18 protein-coding genes and 2 pseudogenes are annotated in these 21,476 nt (G+C 62.2%); 10 read left to right on the top strand and 10 right to left on the bottom strand.

Annotated elements, in window-relative coordinates:
• Positions 1–290: 290 nt before the first annotated feature.
• From AB6A65_RS13595 to AB6A65_RS13580, 4 genes are all read left to right on the top strand, one after another.
• The gene (locus AB6A65_RS13595; RefSeq protein WP_371038932.1) at positions 291–626 is read left to right on the top strand and encodes a hypothetical protein; all 336 of its coding nucleotides are present in this window, start codon (positions 291–293) and stop codon (positions 624–626) included.
• Positions 619–1,575 (top strand): bifunctional DNA primase/polymerase, encoded by a 957-nt coding sequence (locus AB6A65_RS13590; RefSeq protein WP_371038931.1) that lies wholly within the window; start codon positions 619–621, stop codon positions 1,573–1,575. The genes AB6A65_RS13595 and AB6A65_RS13590 overlap by 8 nt, the downstream gene beginning before the upstream one ends.
• Positions 1,572–2,942: a VapE domain-containing protein gene (locus AB6A65_RS13585; RefSeq protein WP_371038930.1), complete on the top strand. Its 1,371-nt coding sequence runs from the start codon at positions 1,572–1,574 to the stop codon at positions 2,940–2,942. Before AB6A65_RS13590 ends, AB6A65_RS13585 begins: the two co-directional genes overlap by 4 nt.
• Positions 2,943–3,398: 456 nt before the next feature.
• Positions 3,399–3,986: a hypothetical protein gene (locus tag AB6A65_RS13580; RefSeq protein WP_371039025.1), complete on the top strand. Its 588-nt coding sequence runs from the start codon at positions 3,399–3,401 to the stop codon at positions 3,984–3,986.
• A gap of 26 nt (positions 3,987–4,012) precedes the next feature.
• Here AB6A65_RS13580 and AB6A65_RS13575 read toward each other — a convergent pair.
• From AB6A65_RS13575 to AB6A65_RS13555, 5 genes and pseudogenes are all read right to left on the bottom strand, one after another.
• Positions 4,013–5,055, bottom strand: a pseudogene (locus AB6A65_RS13575) (IS3 family transposase); the annotation flags it as partial.
• A gap of 82 nt (positions 5,056–5,137) precedes the next feature.
• Positions 5,138–5,998 (bottom strand): NAD(P)-dependent oxidoreductase, encoded by an 861-nt coding sequence (locus tag AB6A65_RS13570; protein WP_371038929.1) that lies wholly within the window; start codon positions 5,996–5,998, stop codon positions 5,138–5,140.
• A 5-nt stretch (positions 5,999–6,003) separates the two neighbouring features.
• Entirely contained in the window at positions 6,004–7,758 is a 1,755-nt protein-coding gene (locus tag AB6A65_RS13565; RefSeq protein WP_371038928.1) for a thiamine pyrophosphate-binding protein, read from the bottom strand.
• Between the two features lie 217 nt (positions 7,759–7,975).
• Positions 7,976–9,046 carry an AbrB family transcriptional regulator gene (locus AB6A65_RS13560; protein WP_371038927.1) on the bottom strand — a complete coding sequence of 357 codons (1,071 nt, stop codon included), beginning with the start codon at positions 9,044–9,046 and terminating at the stop codon, positions 7,976–7,978.
• A gap of 127 nt (positions 9,047–9,173) precedes the next feature.
• The gene (locus AB6A65_RS13555; protein ID WP_371038926.1) at positions 9,174–10,244 is read right to left on the bottom strand and encodes a LysR family transcriptional regulator; all 1,071 of its coding nucleotides are present in this window, start codon (positions 10,242–10,244) and stop codon (positions 9,174–9,176) included.
• Here AB6A65_RS13555 and AB6A65_RS13550 point away from each other — a divergent pair.
• From AB6A65_RS13550 to AB6A65_RS13535, 4 genes are all read left to right on the top strand, one after another.
• Positions 10,243–11,235 (top strand): ABC transporter substrate-binding protein, encoded by a 993-nt coding sequence (locus AB6A65_RS13550; RefSeq protein WP_371038925.1) that lies wholly within the window; start codon positions 10,243–10,245, stop codon positions 11,233–11,235. The two genes, AB6A65_RS13555 and AB6A65_RS13550, sit on opposite strands and share 2 nt — an antisense overlap.
• 156 nt (positions 11,236–11,391) lie before the next feature.
• Positions 11,392–12,414: a Bug family tripartite tricarboxylate transporter substrate binding protein gene (locus AB6A65_RS13545; protein ID WP_371038924.1), complete on the top strand. Its 1,023-nt coding sequence runs from the start codon at positions 11,392–11,394 to the stop codon at positions 12,412–12,414.
• A 104-nt stretch (positions 12,415–12,518) separates the two neighbouring features.
• Positions 12,519–13,361, top strand: a complete 843-nt coding sequence (locus tag AB6A65_RS13540) for a universal stress protein (protein WP_371038923.1) — start codon at positions 12,519–12,521, stop codon at positions 13,359–13,361.
• A 74-nt stretch (positions 13,362–13,435) separates the two neighbouring features.
• A complete protein-coding gene (locus AB6A65_RS13535) occupies positions 13,436–15,475 on the top strand; it encodes a tripartite tricarboxylate transporter permease (RefSeq protein WP_371038922.1) in 2,040 nt (679 codons plus the stop codon).
• 21 nt (positions 15,476–15,496) lie between these two features.
• Here AB6A65_RS13535 and AB6A65_RS13530 read toward each other — a convergent pair whose 3' ends face one another.
• From AB6A65_RS13530 to AB6A65_RS13510, 5 genes are all read right to left on the bottom strand, one after another.
• Positions 15,497–16,453 (bottom strand): 2Fe-2S iron-sulfur cluster-binding protein, encoded by a 957-nt coding sequence (locus AB6A65_RS13530; protein WP_371038921.1) that lies wholly within the window; start codon positions 16,451–16,453, stop codon positions 15,497–15,499.
• Positions 16,454–16,507: 54 nt separating this feature from the next.
• Positions 16,508–17,200: a class II aldolase/adducin family protein gene (locus AB6A65_RS13525; RefSeq protein ID WP_371038920.1), complete on the bottom strand. Its 693-nt coding sequence runs from the start codon at positions 17,198–17,200 to the stop codon at positions 16,508–16,510.
• A gap of 31 nt (positions 17,201–17,231) precedes the next feature.
• On the bottom strand, positions 17,232–17,624 hold the full coding sequence (locus AB6A65_RS13520; RefSeq protein ID WP_371038919.1) for a hypothetical protein: 393 nt from the start codon (positions 17,622–17,624) through the stop codon (positions 17,232–17,234).
• 25 nt (positions 17,625–17,649) lie between these two features.
• Entirely contained in the window at positions 17,650–18,810 is a 1,161-nt protein-coding gene (locus AB6A65_RS13515; protein ID WP_371038918.1) for a Gfo/Idh/MocA family oxidoreductase, read from the bottom strand.
• Positions 18,811–18,950: 140 nt separating this feature from the next.
• Positions 18,951–20,222, bottom strand: a complete 1,272-nt coding sequence (locus AB6A65_RS13510) for a Rieske 2Fe-2S domain-containing protein (RefSeq protein WP_371038917.1) — start codon at positions 20,220–20,222, stop codon at positions 18,951–18,953.
• A 179-nt stretch (positions 20,223–20,401) separates the two neighbouring features.
• Here AB6A65_RS13510 and AB6A65_RS13505 point away from each other — a divergent pair, with 179 nt between their 5' ends.
• Both AB6A65_RS13505 and AB6A65_RS13500 read left to right on the top strand, forming a co-directional pair.
• Positions 20,402–20,881, top strand: a complete 480-nt coding sequence (locus tag AB6A65_RS13505; RefSeq protein ID WP_371038916.1) for a MarR family winged helix-turn-helix transcriptional regulator — start codon at positions 20,402–20,404, stop codon at positions 20,879–20,881.
• Positions 20,882–21,013: 132 nt separating this feature from the next.
• A pseudogene (locus AB6A65_RS13500) lies at positions 21,014–21,130 on the top strand (transposase); the annotation flags it as partial.
• Between the last annotated feature and the right edge of the window lie 346 nt (positions 21,131–21,476).

Here is a 21,476-nt window from a genome sequence, read left to right as displayed (position 1 = left end):
AGGTTGAGCAATGCAGCACGGTGCTTCGATCTTTCGGAGCGAGTTCTTTCGGGTGAGACGTCACGTCGGTGCGGTGAACATGCCTGTGACATATTTACGATACTGCATTTAGACCCCTTCACAGGGACGCACGCGACATGTATGTAGCGCATTCGAGGTGAAAGCCTCGTGAATAGGGCATAGTGAGCGCGCCGCCGCAAGGTGACGCCGCCAACCGAGCGCTTCACAGGCGTCACGGTGGTTTCCTCGAAAAGAGGCATGCGCCCCAGAGAGAGGGGAAAGGACAAGCGATGACCCATAACGATTTATTTGCGCGCTTCGTGCGCGCACTCCCGGCCTACTTCATAGAGGCCTCGGTGGAGGAGCTGGTCGACGCCCAGAGCAAGGCTGATCCGGCCTACTGGAGCCAGCCGCTCGACGCGGCGGCTGCCGCTGAGTTCCTGGGTACTACGACCGGCGCCTTGGCGACGAAGCGCAGTCGTGGCGAAGGGGCCCCTTGGTCGATGGTCGACGGCAGGATTATCTACCCGAGCCGGCTTGAGCTCCTGAAATGGGTCCGGGCGCGGATGGCGGCCGAGACCAAGCTCAAGCGCGCTGACCACGGGAAGGAGGTGGGTGATGTCTGATCGACCCACCGCCTACCAACTCGCCGCGGATCTCTGGGATCGGTTTGGCATTCCCTCCTTCCCTGTTCTGCTGGCGCAGGACGAGACCGGAAAATGGCAGAAGAAGCCACTGGTAAAGTGGGGCGCAGTCACGCCCGACACCCAGCCCGGCGAGTTCAACTGGGGCGGCACAAACGCGGTCGGCGTCCCTATGGGTCGGCGGTCGAACCTGTTCGCCTTCGATGTCGACAGCTACAAACCCGGCTGCGCTTACGATGAATGGGCGAGTGGCCACGAGCTACCGCCGACGCGAACGCACGGGACCACCTCGGGCGGCCGTCATCTGATCTATCAGATGCCGCCATGCCTGAGCCTTGGCAACAGTGCACCCAAGGTTCAAGGCCTCGATGTGCGGGGCGACGGAGGGTTCATTGTTTGGACCGACACGTTGGGCCGATACTCGGTCATAGACGATCGGGCACCGGCGGCCCTGCCACGACCGGTGATAAACCTGCTCATCGAATTGAACGCGGGCAAGGGGCGTATCCTACGCGATACCGAAGTCCCCGATCCCAAGTACGTCGGTGACACGGATCTTCTGCCAAAGTTGCGGAGTCTTCTGGGCGACCCGCTGCGTAACTGTGATCTGGTAAACCGCTTCCGCGGCGGTACCTCCGGTTTGAAGGACAAGTCGCGCTCGTCCATGGACATGTCAGTCGCTGGGCTGCTGAGCCGGGCCGGGTTCAGCTACGACGAGATTGTGACGACCCTTCTGCGGCACTTTCAACATGGAAAGGCGGGCCGCGACGGCTGGACCGATGCGGTCGAACGGGAGGTCTGCCGTTGCGCCCATAAGGCAGTGACGCAGCGCGATGAAAAACTCGTCCTAATCCGGCAGCAGCTCGAAACCAGCGTCTCCGATTTGAGGGAACGATTGTCCCTGCCGCAAAACGCGGAGGACCGGGCATGAAAGACCTCGTGAAACTCGAACGGCCGACCGCCGACGAAGAGGCGGCCTGCCTCGACGATATCCGCCAGCAGCTGGTTAAGAAGCGCGGTGCTAACGGGAAGTTAACGGTTCTCGCCAATATCGCGAACCTCGAGACTGTCCTGAGGCGGCACCCAGAGACACGGGACTGTTTTGCGCGGAACGACTTCAGCGGCGACGACTACCTCATGGTGCCCATACCAGGCACGGAAGACGCCGAGAAACCGAAAGCATTCGAACCGCGACCACTCGAGGACCATGACTACCTGGCTGTGATCCTGTGGCTGCAGCGCAGCTTCCCGTGGTTCGCGAATGTCGCCAAGGCGCTCGTTTGCGATGCAGTCGACGCGGTTTGCGCGGCGAACCGTTTCGACCCGCTGCAGGACTGGGTCGAACGATGCGCTGCGACCTGGGACGGCGAGTATCGAACGCAGGACCTGTTTGTCAGGTATTTCATCGCGGCAGAGCAGAACGCTTACACCGATGCGTTGGGCGAGATCGCGATGATGGCGCTCGTCTTGCGTGCGCTGGACCCCGGCGCCCATCAACGTATCGTGCCTGTCCTGCAAGGTTCTCAGGGGATTGGGAAGTCCTCGGGGTTGGCAGCGCTGTGCCCGAGGCCCGAGTGGTTCAGCGACAGTCTGCCGGCGCTGAGAACAAAGGACGCGCAGGATCATGTGCGGCGCCACTGGGTTATCGAGATGGGCGAGATGGATGTGGCGAGAAAGTCCGAGGCGGAGGAGTTGAAGGCCTTCCTGACACGGTCGCACGACACGTTCCGGGCCGCCTATGGGCGCAAGGAGCGGACGCACCCGCGTCGCTGCATGTTCTGGGGCACCACGAACGATCAACAGTACCTGCGCGACAACACCGGAAACGACCGTTTCTTCCCGGTTGTCATTGAGCGGGTCGACGTCGAAGCGATGAAGCGCGATCGCGACCAGCTTGTCGGTGAGGCGGTCCACCTGCTGCGCGAATTCGAGCGCGAGGGCCGGAACTGGTGGGAGTTTTCCGGCGAGGCACGGTCCAAGCTCGCAGAGCACCGCCAGCAAGCCGAGGTCGCCGACCCGTGGATGGGGATCATCGCGGCCGCCATTGATGGTCTCGACGAGGTCTGCCCAGGGCAACTCATGGACGAGCACGTCCGGATCATGCAGCGGGACGGCACGGAGAAGTTCACGACCAAGCCAGGCATCGGCAAGCCGATTCAGAGCCGGACGCCGCACGATGGTCGACGGATCGCCTCGATCTTGCAGAAGCTCGGCTGGGTGCCGGATGGCCGCATGCCGCACGGCAGCCCCTGGCCGAGGACAATGCGGTACGTGCCCGGAGATCGCAGGCATGACTAATGACCACAGTAAGAACAGGGCGAGAGTGATGCGCAGTACCCGGCTCGTCTCGGGGGGCATCCGGAGGGAGCTGTGTACTGCATGGTACCCAGCCGCTGAGGGGGGCAAACCGGACGTCTTGCTTTCCATGCTCCCAGAAAAAGCCGGGGTTTTTCATGCACATGGAAAGATGGAAAGATGGAAGAACAGGACATTTAGAGAGAGGAGCGGATGGTACCCCACGTGCTGGGCACTACACGCTCCGCTTGTCCGCAGAAACGTGCTTTCCGGCTCTCCACTAAGGCAAAAAATTGATTTTAAATGTTTTTGTTCGGAAGATCGTTGCCATCGATCATTCCAAGATCGCTGGACAGCGCACCGCCGCAAGAAACCTGACGACCCGGTACCGGGCGAGTTCCCAATTGATTTCGGCAAAATCTGAGGTGGGCCATGGGCGGCGTTGGTAGCGGGCGACACGTGCAGCTCAAGGCAAATACGACGGACGACTACCTCGCGCTCGACGTTCGATGGCTGAAACGCGAAGGCGTCTTGGATAGCGGGATCAGCCGCCGCATCACGTGGAAGCGCGGGGACATGGTAGCGGCATCGCTCGACATCCGTTCGGAGCCTGGGCGGGTGATCCTCGCGCATCGCCACCGGCATCACGACGGGGGCGAAAGTCAGACGCAGTGCTATCCCGTCCAGCTCGACACCACAGCCTGCCATATGGGCGGAGAGCGTCCCTGGTTCCTTTGTCCGGTTCAAGGCTGTGGCCGGCGGGTTGGAATCCTCTACGGCGGGTCCGTCTTCGCCTGCCGCCATTGCCACCGGCTGACTTATCCCTCGCAGCGTGAGAGGCCTTGGGAGCGAGCCGCGCGCCGCGCGAACCGTATCCGGAGGAAACTGGGCTGGCCGGGTGGCATTCTGGTCGAGGACCCCTGGGAAAAGCCCCAGGGAATGCACTGGGGCACATACGTGCGGCTCTGCGAGCAATACGACGAGCTGCGAGGTCGCGCTTTCGCCGGCATCCGGGAGCATCTGGACCGCACGTCCGATGGGTTCTGATCCCCTATTCCGCTTCGCGTCCTTGCGAAACCGCCCTGCCTCGCGAAATCGCGGGTCGGGTAGGCCCGACGTCTGATCCGCTCCCGTTTCAGCATCTGAACGTAGCTTTCAGCGAACGCGTTGTCGTGACAGTTGCCTCGTCTGCTCATGCTGGGTTCATGGTTATGCTGGCGCAGGAACGTCTGCCACTCCCGGCCGGTGAATTGGGAGCCCTGGTCTGAGTGGACCATGACCTTATCTGCGGGTTTGCGCCGCCACACGGCCATCAGCAGGGCTTGCAGGGCGAGGTCCGTCGTCATGCGGGACTTGGGCGGACCAGCCGACAAGCCGACGCAAGTACAGATAGATGACGACGCACAGGTATGGCCAGCCTTCATGGGTCTTGATGTAGGTGATGTGGGTCACCCAGACCTGATCGGGCTGAGACGCATCGAAGCGTTGCTCCAGCCTGTCCTCGCCGACCACACCGCAGGCTTGCCGCCGTAACGGCCGGGACGGCGTTTGTAACCAACCTGTGCAGCGATCCTGGCCAGAGACGCTAAACGCGCCACCCGGTTCTCAGAGATGCGTTCGCCCTGGTCGCGCAGATCGTTGGCCAGCTTGCGATAGACGCAGATCTTGCCGCGGCCGGCCCAGGCCTGCCGGATCAATTCGGTCTGGCGCGCGTCTTCCTGCGCACGGCGGCTTAACGGCTCCTTGAGTCATGCATGGAAGCCGGAGAAATGGACCCGCAGCACCCGGCACATGGCCCAAATGCCGAACTCCCCGCGATGCGGCCAGATGAAGGCATACTTCATTGGGACTCACGCGCGAAGTACGCCGATGCCATTTTTTAGGATATCGCGCGCCTCGGTCACCCGAACCAGCTCGCGCTTCAGGCGCCGCTTCTCAGCCTCATGGTCCACGCCCGGCTTCTGCGACGGCTCCCCGAACTGCTTCAGCCACTTGTAGAGAGAACACTTGCTAACCCCCCAAGCGGACTGTACACCTCTCGCAACGGATACCCGCGCACCCTGATCTGGTGCACCGCGTCCCGCTTGAACTCATCGCTGTAATTGCTTGTTCCCATGTCCGCCTCCTCGGCTTAAAGTAAGAGGGCAAAGCGGCTACAAATCTAGGGGCACCTCAGGCAGAGTTCGGCATACGACCGATCAACGGCATTTTCCCCGGGTCGGCTTTGGCGTGGGAATTTGGTGCCGTGCCTTGAATGCCTTCATCGCCTCGCCGGCAGCGGCCGCCACGTGAAGGGGAAACTGGAGGTCATCGGCCTCGGACAGCGCTAGCCGGATGTCCTTTTCCGCCCAAGGGATCGGTTTTTCCTCGGCGCGCGTGGTCAGTGCCCAGTTCCGGGCGCTGCTGATTGACAAGGCGTCGCGCACGGCCTCCTTGTCTGCGCCCAGTGCCTCGGCCAGTCGCAAAGCCTCGTCATTCGCCGCCATGCTGGCCCACAGGATCATGTTGTTCGCCAGCTTGGCGATCTGGCCCGCGCCGAAATCGCCAAGGTGCAGGATGTCGGCGCAGAAGGTTTCAAAGGCCGGGCGCCATCTATCGAACGTGTCCTTGTCGCCGGCCCCCAGAAGCAGGATCGTGCCCTCTTCGACAGCCTTCTCTCCGCGTGCCGATGGCACGTCGAGCGGTATCATTCCTCCGTCCGCCAGCCGCGATGCGAGGCTCCGGGCATAGCTCGGCGATATGGTCGACCCGATGGCGACCGTCGTTCCCGGATGCGCGCCTTCGATGACGCCGCAGGGTCCGAAGACCGAGGCTTCGACTTCGTCATCGAACCCGACCAGCACGAGCACGAGGTCCGACACCGCGGCGAGGGCGGCAGTGCATTCGAGCGTGTCGATCCCGGCCTCCCGGGCCAACGCTGCCGCCTCGGGTGAGGGATCAAAGCCCGTCACGCTGTAGCCTGCCGCTCTTAGGTGGCGGCCAACGGGACGCCCCATCTTGCCGAGGCCGACGATCCCAATGCGGTCAGGCGGGTTTGCGGTATCTGGCGTTTCCGTCATTGCGCTCACCGGTGTTGCGTGACGATGTCGACCAACGCGGGCTTGCCGTACTTTACCACCTCGAGAGCGCGGCGCAGGGCCGGGGCGACCTCCTCGGGATCGGTGATGGGCCCTTCGCCATGCAGGCCCATGCTGCGCGCCAGCATTCCGAAATCGGGATCTGGGCCGAAAAGGTCCATGCCAATATGGGCCTTGCCCACATCCGTGCCCCGTGCCTCGGCCATGTGGATCTGGTGGGCCCAGTCGTTGTAATAGGCGCGGTTGTTGTACATCACGATCAGAATCGGCACCTCGTATTTCGCAGCGAACCAGAGGGCCCCGGCGTCGAACATCAGGTCGCCGTCGGGCTGGATATCGACCACGATACGCCCGCTGTTCTTGTGGGCGAGCCCCACGCCGAGCGCGATCCCGATCTGGGTTGCAGTGCCCAGGTCGATGCCCGGGTGCCTGTGTGCGGCATCAAAATTCCAAGTCTTGCGGGCCCAGTCCTTGAGGGTTCCGCCTGTAAGCACCCAGTCCTCATCCTTGATCACGTCCCAGATTTCGAGGGACAGGCGCGGCACCGAGACTGGCGAGGCATCGCGGTTCTTCTGGGCGGCGAGCTGCCAGCCTTCCCAGCGTTCCGCGTGCCGGTCTGTCAGGCGCGCCTTGCGCGCCGCTATGCGGGAAGGGGCGGCGGGATCGGCCGCGATCCTCTCGGCGCAAAGGCGGGTCAGTTCGGGAATGCCAAGGCTCGTATCGCCAAGCGCTCGTATAGAGCAGGGCTGCATCCGTCCATAGTCCATGGCCCATTTGCTGATCCCGACCTCTGCCATACCGATCTCGACCCAGGTGCAGCTTTCGGGAGCAATCGGGCGCACCTCGCGCTCGGTCAGGACGTATTCCTGCGTTTCCTTCTCCCAATCGCGCATGTCCAGTCCGACAATCAGGTCGGCGTCGCGGAAGATCTCGCGATCGAAGCTGACATTCTGGGGATGGCGATTGGGGAAATTCAGGGCGGCATTCGCATCCCAGACCGCGGCACCGGTTGTCTCGGCAAGGGCGATCATGTTGTCGAACCCGACGGGGTGGCGGCCGACATACTGCGCGACCAGAACGGGATTCTCGGCGGCCGCGAGCAAATCCGCCATCCGGGCGAGATCGGCCGGGTTGGGCATGATCGGGCTGGGCGTTATGACGGCGCTCGCCGGTGGCAGGGGAATGTCCCGGGTCAGAGGCTCTTCCTGCATCGCGGCATCGTAGCACATGTAGATCGGGCCTTGCGGCGCGGTTGTCATGATCGAATAGGCGCGGGCGAAGCTTTCCGGAACGCCCTCGATGGCCGTCGGCTGATAGTCCCACTTGGTATATTGCCTGACGGCTTCGCCCTGCACGAGTGCGGTATGCGTCCAGTCAATCGCGGGCCGGCGCTTGCCCTCGTGCATCGGACCGGTCGCCCCGATGATGAAGATCGGTACCCTGTCGATGAAGGCATAGTAGATCGCCATGTTGGCGTGGAGCAGCCCCACCAGGTTGTGGAGTATGACCGCCATCGGGCGGTTGGTGACCTTCGCGTATCCATGGGCGATCTGGACGGCGATTTCCTCGTGCTGGCAGAGCAGCATCGGAGGATCGTTTTCACCGTAGTTGATGAGGCTGTCGTGAAGTCCTCGGAAGCTGGCGCCCGGGTTCATCGTGATGAAGGGGAAGTCGTATTGCTTGATCAGATCGACGATCACGTCAGAATTGTAGCGGCCGGTGCCCGGCTTTCCATCTTCCATCGAATCCTCCCCAGGACATTGTTTTTGAGCTCTTTTCCCTATGAGCCCAATAAGGCAGCGGGACGTCGTTATGCGTCTCTGGACGGGCAGCCACCTCTTCGTCGGGATAGGTGCCCACAGCGTTTTGTTAATCGCTTAACCTCTTGACGTTCGAACTGTCAATGTCCTTTGCCGCGTGCCTCGGCACCGCTGCCACCCCGGCAGGGTGCGCTTTTCGTCAGCTTTCCCGAGCTAGGATGAGCCACTGAAAGATCAGGGGAGAGATGATTACCGCGACCATGATCCGGACCAGGTGGTGCACCGCGACGAAGACCGGATCAGAGCCCAGAGAGATTGCGATCAGGCCCATCTCGACGAGGCCGCCCGGCGCAAAGGAGACGAAGACGACCGTTCTGGACACCTCCTGCAGCGCGGCAATCGTGAGCGCGATGAGCGTGGCCAGCACCAGTGCATTGAACAGCGCGACGAACGACAATCCGAATCCACCCAGCAACGTCTTTGGCGCCTGACCGTAGAATTTCGTTCCAAGGTTCGTGCCGATCACCACAAGCGCCAGGTTGACCAGCAGGTCGGGAACCTGCGCGGTGGTCACGCCGGTCGCGTGCAGCGCCGCGCTGACCACGAACGGGCCCAGCAGCAGCGCCGCCGGCAGTTTCAGGCGTCTTGCGACGAGGACGCCGAGGTATCCGCCGATCCCAAGCATGAGCACCTCGTGCAGCCCCGGGATCCGGTAGGTAGGCTCGGACGTGGTGCCTGCGGCCGACCCCACGGAGGTTCCGAGGGCGATGGACAGGATTACCGGGACCAGAATGACGCACAGCGTCACGCGGGCAAAGTGCTGGATCGTCATGAGAGCAGGATTCCCACCATTTGCCTCGCCGACCAGCAATGACTCTGCGACGCCGCCTGGGTTGGCCGCGAAGAACGCCGTCGCCTGGTCATAGCCGCCGAGGCGCCGCAGGACGTTGTAGTTCATAAGCTGGACAATGATTACGAACGGTATCACGCTGAGAAGGCTCGGCCACCATTGCGCCATCTGGTCCAGAATGTCCGGAGTTACCTTGGCGCCGATCATGATCCCGATGATGGGAATCATCGCGTTTCTGGCTCGAGAGGGGATCTTGGGCGGCTGCCCCCCGATCTTAACGCCGGCTAGGGACACGATCGCCGTTAGACCGAGTGAACCCAGCATGAAGGGAAGCGGCAGTCCCAGAAAGCTCGCAACTAAGCCGCCGGCGAGACCAAGGGCTACAGTAAACAAGACCGAGGGCAGGTGTTGGAGTGGCATCGGACCCTCCGGTCGATCCGCGCGCCAGCGCAAATGGCACTGAGCCAAAGTTTAGTTAACTGATTAACTACTGGTAATCCCATTTTTCGGTAGGAACAAGCTGCGGAACTTCCCGGACTGTACTGACCTAGAGCAGCCGTGCCTGAGAGCCCAACCGCCGTGAATAGAGCGCCACGAGCGGGCCAAGCAGAAGTTCGCGGATCTTGGCGGGTACGTCCGCGCCGCTTTTTTCCGACCAGATGAGATACAGCGTGCGGACCACGTCCGTTTCCGAAATTGGTCGCGCGACGAATGCCTTCCGGGAAAGCTCTTGAGCAATGATCCCGTAGGGCATGACGCTTGTTGCGACGCCGCGTTCCACGAGGGCCTTGATAGCGCCCGTCGACTGGACCTCGAAAGCGACGTCGACATCGAGTGAGCGGCGGGCGGCGGCCTTGTGGATAATGTTCCAGATGATGTCGCGGCTCGACAGAAGCGCCAGGTCAGTGCGCAATATCTCCTCAAGCCCGATCGGGCTCCGGTCACGCTCTCCGTCATCGGCGGTGACGAAATACAGGCGCTCCTCCAGCAGGGCCTCGCGGCAGACGCCGGACGTCGGGTCGATGTTGAAGGCGAAGGCGTAGTCGATCTCGTCGCGGGTCAGCGCGGCGAGAAGCTGAAAAGACAGCTCTTCCACAAAACGAAACGTGGCGCTGTCTGCCGTTTGCGAGACCGTGAGCAGCTCTGCCCCGACAAGGCGCATGATGCTGGGGGTCACTCCGATAATGAAGGACTTCTTTTCCAGCCCCGTGGCCCCGCGAACTTCTTCGAGGGCGGTATCGATGCGTTGCAGGATTTCGTATGCATGCGTTTCGAGGATCTTGCCCGCGCGGGTCGGCCGGACCCCTCGCGAATGCCGTTCGAGCAGGGCGACCCCGACCTCCTCCTCGAGGTTCCTGATCTGGATGCCAAGCGCGGTCTGGGCGAGGTTCAACTGCTCGGCGGCGCGGGTAATGTTCCCATGCTCGATGATCTTCGTGAAATAGATCAGTTGCTTGAGGTTCACCGCGCCGCCCCCGATTGCTTGGCTCATAAGGCCAAAGATTTTTCGCGGGCTCAACAGCAACTTTTGTATTGGACGGGTGCGCGTGACTGCGTGAAGATCAGCCGGACGAGAAGCGAAGTTGAAATCGCCAGCGTCAGGGAGGATCACGGACATGGGTCGCAGGACCATCAACTTCGGCTGCTGGGACTATGATCGCATGGTCCCGCTGATAGACGGACGCGTGCGTGCCGACGGTATCGACCTGAATTTCCTGAACCTGCCGGTCGAGGAAACCTTCTTCAGGATGCTGAGGCACCAGGAGTTCGACGCCGCAGAGATGTCGCTGTCGTCCTATGTCGTATCGCGCTTTCGGGCCGATGAGCCATTCGTTGCGATCCCGGCCTTTCCATCTCGCTTCTTCCGGCACTGCTCGATCTATGTGAATGCCAACGCAGGCATCGAAGAGCCCAAGGACCTGATTGGCAAGCGCATCGGGTGCCCGGAATACCAGATGACGGCGCCGGTCTGGATCCGCGGGATCCTGAGCGACGAATATGGCGTGCCGGTCGACTCGGTGACCTACGTGACCGGCGGCGAGGAGTCACCGAACCGCAAGGAGAAGCTGAATCTGGACCTGCCGAGCTCGATCAGGGTGGAACCGATCGGCCCGGACAAGACGCTCGCGACCATGCTGCGCGACGGCGAGATTGACGCGCTTTATACGGCCCGCAAGCCCAGCACCTATACCGGCAGGGATGGATCGGTCCGCCGCCTCTTCGAGGATTACGAGGCTGTCGAGCGCGATTACTTCGCGCGCACCGGCATCTTCCCGATAATGCATACGGTGGTGGTCCGGCGCAGCGTCGTCGAGGAGGCACCCTGGGTCTGCCAGTCGCTTCTCAAGGCGCTGACGCAGTCAAAGGACATCGTGCTCGATGGCCTGCGCGAAACCGCGGCCCTCAAAGCAAGCCTGCCGTGGCTCGTCGCGCATGTCGAGGATGCCGAACGGTTCATGGGCAAGGATTTCTGGACCTACGGGTTCGAGGGCAACCGAACCACCATAGATACCTTCCTGCGCTACCACCACGAGCAGGGACTGTCGAAAACGCGGTTGAAGCCGGAGGAGATCTTCGCGGCGTCGACCATGGAGTCATTCGTAATCTGAAAAGGAGGGCTGGACTTGATCGACAACTGCCTTGGCGCCCCGGTCGAGGACCAAAACAGAACCTGTGCGGGACACTGATACCCATCCACGCTTTCGAAGGGGAGACGAAGGCAAGACGGGCGACCTGCGCGACAACACTTTGGCGAGGAGGAACAAATGAAAAATTCGTTCATGAAGATAAGTGGCGCTGTTGCAGGCGCCCTGATGTTCGCGGCACCGCTCCAGGCGCAGAGCGTTGAGGAATTCTATTCAGGCAAGACCGTTGAACTCTACATAGGCTACAGCGTCGGGGGCGGCTACGACACCTACGCTCGCACGATCGCATCCCATATCGGCAAGCACATTCCCGGCAATCCGACTGTCGTGGCGCAGAACATGCCCGGCGCGGGCAGCCTGCGGTTGACCAACTGGCTGTACCAGGCCGCTCCGCAGGACGGCACCGTTTTTGGCACCATCTCCCGAAGCGCTCCGTTCGAGCCACTGATCGGCAACCAGGCGGCCGACTTCCAAGCTGATCAGCTGAACTATATCGGCAATGCAAACAAGGAAACGTCGCTTTGCGCATCGACCAGCGCTTCCGGCATCGAGTCGATTGAAGAAGTCATGGAGTCGACACTTCTGGTCGGCGGGACAGGGGCCGGCTCAGATCCAGGCTTCCACGCCGAGGTCCTGAACGCGACCATCGGGACCCAGTTCGAGGTAATCGACGGCTATCCCGGCGGCAATGACGTGGTGCTCGCGATGGAACGCGGCGAAGTTGGTGGACGCTGTGGCTGGTCTTGGTCGTCGGTGAAGTCGCGCAACATGGAAATGGTCGAGGACGGTTCGGTCACGCTGCTGGTCCAGATCGCGAACAATGCGCATCCTGACCTTCCCGACGTTCCGCTGGCCATCGACCTTGCGCCCGACCAACGCAGCCGCCAGTTGATCAACTTCATTGTCGCGCCGCAGGAAATGGGCCGGCCCTATGTCGCGCCGCCGAATGTTCCGGCGGACCGCCTTGCCGCGCTGCGCGCGGCCTTCGTGGCCACGATGAATGATCCCGATTTCCTCGCGGAAGCGGCGGCGACCAATCTGGAGATCACGCCGACCACCGGCGAGGAGATGCAGGCTGTCGTGGAGAGTGTCTACGCGACCGATCCGGCCGTGATCGAAGAGATCGTCGCCATTCAGCAGTGACGTGAAGACGGGCGCGCCGGCCTTAAACCGAAGGGCCGGCGCGTGCTTCCGCGCCTTGGCGCCTTGGCAGAACGCCGAACGTGCCGACCGGAGGAAAATGAGGCATGCCGATCCGCAATCTGCTCGTTGCCTTTGATGGCATGAAGGGGGGCATGTCTTCGCTGCGGTTGGGCCTGACCCTTGCCGCCAAACATGGGGCCCATGTTACTGGCGCATTCGCCTACGAGGGCCCGCGAGTGCTGTCCGCACCGTCCCGGCTTGCGACGCGGGGGCTTTCGAGAGAATTCCGCAATATTGCCGACAGGATCGAGGCGCCGGAACGCGAGGCGATCACCCGCCTGTTCCACGAGGCCACCGAGGACCGGCTGCCGGAGGATCACCTTACATGGCTTGACCTGAAGGGCAGGGCAGATACCGCGATCACCGAGATCGGACGCTATTTCGACCTGACACTGATCGGAGCATCCGCCGCGACGACCGATAGCAGCCCGCATGCGGCCCGGCCCGACGTGGTCGCCCTGCGCAGCGGAAAGCCAGTCCTGATCGTGCCGGGAAACTGGCCGGAAGATCGCCAGGTCGGCCATCGTGTCGTGGTGGCCTGGGACGGGCAGCGTGCAGCGGCACGGGCTCTGGGCGACGCGATCGATCTGCTCAGCCCGTTCGACGAGATCAGCATCGTCAGTGTCGGGCTTCTTGAATCGGAGGATGATTTCCTGGCGCGGCAACTGCGTTTCGCAATAGAACGCCACGGAATGACGCCGCACTTCATCATAGAGAAGGCTACCCGGTCGGTCGCGAAGGTGATCACAAAAGTCTGCGAGGCTGGCGGCGCCGATCTGCTGGTGATGGGGGCCTACGAGCACTCGAAGTTCAGCGAGGATCTGATCGGGGGAACCACCAATGATATCCTGCGCGACCTTCGGATACCGGTCCTGATGGCGCACTAGAAAAAAACCATGCCCGCACCTGCACGGACTGGATTGGCCCGTCATCAGGGCTTCTTGGCATTACGGGGAAAATCATGATCGAAGCTGCGGGCGATGCCCTGTTGATGATGATGCAGTTCGAGCGGCTGGCCTATCTCGGGGCCGGCGTCGTGCTCGGCCTGATGTTCGGCATCATGCCCGGGGTTGGCGGGCTGGCCGGCATGGCCCTGCTATTGCCGTTCACCTTCCAGCTTGAGCCGGTCTCGGCATTCGCGTTCCTGCTCGGACTCGCGGCTGTCACGTCGACCAGTGACACGATCCCGGCCGTCCTGTTCGGTGTTCCCGGTACGGCGGCCTCGCAGGCGACGGTCATTGATGGGCACGCGATGGCGAAGAGGGGCGAGGCGGGCCGTGCGTTGAGCGCGGCTTACGTGTCCTCGGTGATCGGCGGGCTCTTTGGGGCGCTGCTGCTGGCGGTAACGATCCCGGTTCTGCGGCCTGTGATGCTCTACATGGGCTCGCCAGAACTGCTTGCCTGCGCCATCTTCGGCATCTCGATGGTCGCCGTGCTCTCGGGAAGCTCGCCTCTCAGGGGGATCGGGGTCGCCGGCCTTGGCATCATGTTGGCGATGATCGGAAGCGATCCGCAGGCCGGCGAACTGCGATGGACCATGGACACGCTCTATCTCTACGACGGTCTGCCGCTCCTGCCCATTGCGCTCGGCCTGTTCGCTTTGCCCGAGCTCTGTGATCTGGCCGTGCGGAGGGTCGCGATCGCTAGTGGAAGCAAGCATAATGTCAGGAGGGGCATGATCCTTGGCGCACGCGACGCGTTCCAGAACTTCTGGCTCGTGATCCGCTGTTCGAGCCTTGGCACAGCGATCGGCGCGATCCCGGGACTCGGGGGCGCCGTGGTCGACTGGTTCGCTTACGGCTATGCGGCCAAGAGCCTTCCCGGCGCTCGGGAAACCTTCGGCACCGGTGACGTGCGCGGTGTCATCGCCCCGGAAAGTGCCAATAACGCCAAGGAAGGCGGGGCCCTCGTTCCGACCATCGCGTTCGGCGTTCCGGGAAGCGCGAGCATGGCAATCCTGCTCGGTGCGTTTCTCGTGCACGGGCTCGTGCCCGGTCCTGCGATGCTGACGTCCAATCTGGACACTACCTATTCGATGGTCTGGAGCATCGCGATCGCCAACATCCTTGGCGCGGGGATCTGCTTTGCCTTGAGCGGTCAACTCGCGAAGATCGCGACCCTGCGCTACACCCTGATCCTTCCGACCATACTGTGCATCGTTTATATCGGCGCCTTCCAAGGCAATCGTGATTGGGGAGATCTCTTCGCGCTGCTGGCCTTCGGTGTGCTTGGCTGGACCATGAAGAGCCTGCGCTGGCCACGCCCGCCGCTGATCCTTGGCTTCGTCCTCGGGGCGATCATCGAGCGGTACATGTTCATCTCCACGGCCCGGTACTCCTACGAGTGGCTGTTCCGTCCGCTCGTCGCGATCCTGCTTCTCGCTGCCCTGCTGGGTATTGTGCGCCCGTTCATCTCGGAATACCTCGAAAGGCGGCGCTCGTGCACGGCTGCGCCGCCGTTCCACGCGCCGGTGTTCCGCCTTCCGGACATCTTCACCATCGCGCTGATCGTGCTTGTGGGGGTCATGGTCCTGGAGGCGACGACCTTTGACCCCGCGGCCCGCCTGGCGCCGTTGGTCGTCGGCAGCGTGGCGCTGGCCTGCCTCGTGCTTAGTTTGCTGGGGCAGGTTCTGTGGCGGCCGCGCACGGCCTCGGTCTCGCTTGCGGGAGAGGACAGCAGCCGCGAAGTGCACATGGACCTGGAGTCCGATCACCAGGGCATGTCGGTGGGGACCATCGTGAAACGGGCCGGGACGTTCTTTGGCTGGATGCTAGGCTTCATGGCTTCGATGAGCGCGATCGGCCTGATCCCGACATCGTTCCTGTTCGTCATCGGCTTCATGCGCATGGAGAACCGCGAACCCTGGAAGCTTGTCCTTCCTATCGCGGCATCAACTTCGATCTTCATCTACGTGGTGTTCGACATGTTCATGAGCATTCCGTGGCCCGCCACGATCCTGGGACGGTTCGTTCCCGCGATGACATTGATCCCGTCCGTCTGAGCTGAAGGCGAGCAGGGGAGGCTAGGCCTCGAAGCTGATCGTGATCTCGGGCGTTTTCGCGCGCGAGCAGCAGATTATGATGTTGTCATCATACTCGTCATCGAAAAGCACGAGGTCCCGGTGATCGGCCTCGCCATCCACCAGTTTCGTCCGGCAGGTCCCGCAGGTCCCTGCTTCGCAGGAGCTGGGCGCGTCGAGCCCTTGCTCGGTCAGCACCTCGAGGATCGTCTTGCCGGGCGGAACGACATAGCGCGCACCGGTTTCCTTGATCACCACGACGAATGCCTCGTCGCCACTGCGCTCGGCGGGCGTGTCCGTTCCGAAATCCTCGAAATGCACGCAGCCCCTGGGCCAGCCGCTTGTCTTGTCCCGTACTGCCGCCAGAAGGCCGGTCGGACCGCAGCAGTAGACTTCCACATCGTCCAGCGGCTGAAGGAACGTGTCGAGGTCGAACGCGTCCTCGGGGTTCCCGCGATCATGATGGATCGTGGAGACCTCGGCCAACGGTCCGTCAAGGATCTCCTGCCGATAGGCAGTCAATTCGGGGCTGCGGGTCAGGTAGGCGAGGCGGAAGCGGCGCTTGCCGGTACGTGACAGCACGCGCGCCATCGACAGGATCGGTGTGATCCCGATGCCGCCGGCGACCAGCAGCACATCGCCCGTCTTGTCCGAAAGCTCGAAATCGTTCTGAGGTTCGGACACCTCGATCGTGTCACCGGTGTCGACACTGTCGATCAGGCTGACAGACCCTCCGGTCCCGCCGGCCTCGCGCTTGACCGCGATGACGTATTGCGTGTCATCGACGGGATCATTGACGAGCGAGTATTGCCGCGTCCCGCCACTGGGCACGTCGACATGTATATGCGCACCGGACGTGAAGGCCGGCAGCGCGGCCTTGTCCGGGCGTTCGAGGCGGAATTCCTTGATGTCCTCGGCGATCATCTCGGCCGAAGCGACGGTCAGTGTCAGCTTGGTCATTGCGTGTCTCCTGTTGCGTGATCGTGGCGAGGGTGGGCAGCGAGTGCCCTCGACTCAACGACCGAGACGACGCACAAGGTAGTCGAAGTTGATCGTGAACTGCTCGGGCTTGGAGATGTTTTGCCTCAGGATCGCGATGTCCTCGTCGGGGAAACAGTCGGAAAGCTCACCCGCGGCCTGAGCGATCATCTGGGTCTGGGCCGCGTTCTCCAGCATGATCGCGCCGATCACCGTTTCCTCGATACTGGCGCCTGTGCAGACGATGCCGTGATGTTTGAGCAAGACGGCACGGTTGCCGTTGAGCGCGCGTGCGATGCCTGCCCCCATCTCGGCGGACCGGATCAGGTTGATGGTGTCTTCATAATAGCCGACCGATTGGTGGAACAACGCGCCGGGCTGGCTGACCGGCAGCAATGGCGTTCGGGTCGCTGAAAGCGCAACGCAATAGGTCGGATGGGTGTGCAGGATCGAGATCACGTCCTCGCGCGCCTTGAATATCTCGGTATGGATGAAAACTTCGCTGTGCCGCCGCGCGGTTCCGGCGACGACGTTTCCGTTGAGATCCACCGTCAGGATGTTCTTAGGTGTTAGCTCGTCCAGCCCGATGCTGTGGGGCTTCATCAGGAACAGGGACGGGTCTTCGGGCAGACGCACCGAGATATGACCGCGGGTAAAATCGTCCTGACCATTGGCAAAAAGCACACGGCCCGCATCGATCATTTTCTGCCGGAGGTCGTTGTGGTCCATTCTTCGCTCCCGTCCTGTGCTGCGCCCATATTCAGGCGGTCTTGTCGTCCGCGGTTTCGGCTGCCTGCCGGGCGATCATCAGTTTCGCCAAGGAAAATTCGAACGAGGTCACGAGGTCCTCGATCTGCGCCCGCGACAGGCGCAGGGCGATCCATCCCAGCCCCGCATGGTTCAGAGCCAGCACCACCCCGCGAAGCGCTCGGTCAGGAAAAGTCTCCCACAGAAGATTGTCGGCCTGGAACGGCGCAGCGGTTTCGTCGGAGATCCGCCCCGTATGGGCCGGCGCCATCTTCGCGCGCATTTCCGCCAGCTCGCCGATCAGCTGATCCACTTCCCGGGTCGTCAGGTCGAGATCGACGGTGCTGTCGTCGCTCGCCGCCTGCAGCCTGATTTTCGTCAGGGCATCGCTGCGGGTTACTTTCACGGGCATTCTGCGTCTCCTTCAGTTCCTAAGCCTGGAACACCTGGTGCTTCAGTTCCATCCGACGTCCGGTGCGTCCGGCCTCCACGACCGCGGCGCAAAGCTCTACGATGGCGGCGCCCCAACGCCCGTCTCGCAGACATGGCCGGCTTCCCTCGATGGCTGCTGCGAAGTCCTGCAGGACAAGGTCCCGGGGCGTGAGATCCGTCGGCAATTCGATCTTCTCGGCGCCGTCCGTCGTGTAGACCAGAAGTCCGTCGCGCGTCTGGCGCATCTCGCCCTTCTCGCCCGTTACCAGCGTCAGTCCGAAATGGGGTTGGTAGGGGGCGGCGCTGGGTATCGCGCCGCGTGCACGCGCGCGCTTCAGCTCGATCTCGGCTGCCTCCGCTTCGGGGGTTTCGGGAGCCCTCGGGGGCCGCTCCGGAGGGGTCGCCTCGTGTCCCCATTCACCAATCCCGTCGGTCAACTCAGTGCTCAGAAACCGACCATAACCGTTGTAGAAGACGTTCCCGACTGCCCCGTTCCGGAAGGTGATCATCGCGCTGTGCGCACCGATCGTTGAGCGGCCCGGGTCGAGGTCAAACGTGGCAGCCGTCACGGTCTGGGCGGTGTCGTTGGCGAGAGTGTTGAGGATATCGAACTGGTGTCCACCTTGGCGATAGGTGACACCGCCTCCCAGCTCAACCTTCAACTCGTCGGGGCGCCGGGGCCTGTAAACCCAGTCAGTATAGCACATCGTATTCACGACCCGCACTCGGCCGAGGCGGCCCGACAGAACAATGTCCCGCATCATCTTGATCGGAAGGTCGTAGCCATGCGCATGGCCGACGGACAGGACCAATCCGGCGGCCTCGGCGGCTTCGGCCATGTCCAGGGCATCGGCAACGCTGGTCGCCATCGGCTTCTCGACCAGTACGTGCTTGCCGGCTGCGAGGGCCGCCATCACATGCGCGTGGTGCATGTCGGTCGGGGTGCCGATGTAGACGGCGTCGATGCCAGGTGCGGTGAACAGTTCATCCGGTGAGGTGAAGATCGCAACATCCTCATAGACAAGGCCGGACGCGGTGTCCGGCGACAGGTCGCAGACAGCGCAAAGCCGAAACGCCTGACTGCGCGCAATCGATGGCAGGAATGCCTGTCCTGCCGCGCCCAGCCCGAGCATGCCCAGTCTTGCCGTCGGCATCTGCATGACCCTTCTAGCTTCTATGAAATGCGTTCATGGCTACCAAACGCCGTCACTTGCCCGCGCGCGGCGGCTAGCCTGACCGCAGCTTTCGGTGCTCCCACGCCCCAGGCATCTTTCGACGCCCGGCGAGATCCGGGTGGGGATCAGGCGTGTTCCTTGACCGGCATCACGCTGCCGGGCTCGTAGAGCTCCACGAGGTCGTCAACGATGGGCGAGTAGCGCATGTGCGTACGCTCCAGCCAGGATTTCATGCCATCGCTGTTGTGGTGCTTCTTTTTCTCGTTTGGCAACTCGATGCACGCGTTCTGTTCGGGATCGCGAATGGTCATCATCGGATCTTCGCCTGCCTCGACCTTCTTGATCTCGCGGCGCAGCATCCGTCGGTAGGCGGCGACGCCCTGGTCGGTGGACCCGAGGCTCTCGCGGCTCCGATCTGTGATCGGACCTTGAGATATCCACGCCATCATGTCCTGGTTGTCCACGTTATCGACGATGTAGTCGCCGTTCTCGTCGAAAATCGGAACTTCGTAGACGGGCACTTCTTCCAGCAGATGCGATGCCACTTTCGCCGAGCGGGGTGGAACGAAGGCCGTGAACCAGATGTGCAGCGTGTGTGTGTCGTCCACCGGCACGCGGATCTGAAACGCGTAATAGCGGTCGTCGTCCTCGCCGTTGCCTACCGAAAGGATGTTCGGAAAAACGATCGGGTGACCGATCTTCCAGTCGTCGGACTCCTCGGACTGACCGACAAGCAGGCGGTGCTTCGTCATGCCATACTCGAATTCCTTGAAGGCGATCTTCTTGTGCTTGGCGCTGATCGCGACCTTCACGTTCTGGTCTTCCTTCAGGAACTCGGTCAGGTGACCGTGCAGCCACTCGGTGTGTACGGGATCGAGCGAGTTCTCCATGCATTGCAACCAGTTGCAGGGGATCACGGTGCGGCCGATCATGCGCACCGTGCCCTCGGCAACAAAGCCATCGAGCCGAGGCAGCAGCGGGGCAGGGTCGGGTCCCATATATGCGAAGATCAGCCCACCCAGGGCCTCGACCTTGTAGGCGGTCGTCTTGATCTTCTTGCAGAAATTCGAACCTTCCGGCTCGTTGGGCTGCTCGAGACACTGGCCGTCATGACCGAAGGCCCAGCCATGATAAGGACAACGAAGCCCGTCATTGGTAGGGATACCGTTTACGAGCGACGCGCTGCGGTGGGGGCATTGCCTTTCCAGAAGGCCGAGTTTCCCGGTTCGGTCCCGGAAGAGCACGAGGTCCTCACCGAGAAGGCGGACCGGAATCGTCCACTTATCCTTCATGTCGCTCTCAACCGCGATCGGGTGCCAGTAGCGCCGCATCAACTCCCCCGTTGGGGTGCCGGGGCCTACGAGGGTCAGCATTTCATTCTGTTCCTGAGTTAGCATGGTCGCTCCTCCCGCTGTTGAGTTTGCGTCGCAAATGCCGTTTCTATCGTGATGTCTGTGAGGACATCTCGACACGCGCTGTACGCTATTGTTAACCATTTAACTAAAATGGCCGCCCGCTGTCAACGTCATCAACATGGTCGCTGCGGACGGAATCCATAGGCAGAGGAGCCGTGCAGATGAGCAATCAAAAAACCGAGGCGCTGGACTCATCTATCGCGCATGACCGCGCCACGCATCTGCTGAAGCTGGCCAGTAAGGCCGCGGCGCGCGCGCTTCAGGATAAGCTGGCGGAGCGCTCGGTGGCCTATGGTCACTGGACGTTCATGCGAATCCTTTGGAAGTGCGACGGGATCGGCATTACCGATCTCAGCCGGCGCGCTCATGTTGCCAAACCTGCTGCCGTAAGCGCGGTGCAAGCGATGGAGAAACTCGGATATGTCAGGCGCGTCAGGCGCGAAGGTAACCAGAAAAACGTCTACATCCACCTGACACCCAGCGGATGGGCGCTCGAAAAAAAGCTCGTTCCACTTGCCGAAGAGGTCAACGACCTCGCGCTTGCCGGCCTCGATGAGGCCGAGCGCGATGCCTTCCGGCATGCCTTGCTCACCGTGATCCGCAACATTGACGCCGCCCGGGGCGACACGGGCACGAGCTAGGCGAGGCGCGTGGCTTGGCTGCCGACGGTTTACCGCCTGCGATGTGGCTTACGCCGGTCAGTCCGATTGACCTGCTCCCCTGAAACTTCCCCACTCCTAGGCTAGTCTGTTCCTCGACAGAGGAGACGGACAATGAAGCGCAGCAGGTTCGGCGATGAGCAGATCATCGGCATCCTGAAGGAGCACCAGGCCGGGCTGAGCGCGGCCGAGCTCTGCCGGAAGCACGGCGTGAGCGAGCCGACGTTCTACATCTATGGATGGGCGTCCCTTGGCAAGCGTTTCGAGGCAGTCTCCGATCATGACGGGTGCTGACATCTATTTGGCGTCGCCGGTTGATGGTGGCGCGCCCAAATGGGTAATCCGAGAAGCATGGCCCTCAACACATGGTTGACCTCTCGGGCCTATACAAAAGCCAGGGTCTCCGTTCGCCGGGTCCGTCCGGTCGGTTCATTTCCTTCTTCGCCTGCACATCCAACCGTCCCGCGTCAAGCAGCGGGACGGTATTCCTCGTTCCTGGCCAGCAGGGCCTAGATGATACGCGCATTCTTGTTGGCGACGGCCGCGATGGCGCAGTTCTGCCGGATGATGGCCATGG

Source organism: Rhodosalinus sp. FB01 (assembly GCF_041365715.1).
GTDB lineage: Bacteria > Pseudomonadota > Alphaproteobacteria > Rhodobacterales > Rhodobacteraceae > Rhodosalinus.
This window is presented reverse-complemented; position numbering and strand designations above follow the sequence as displayed.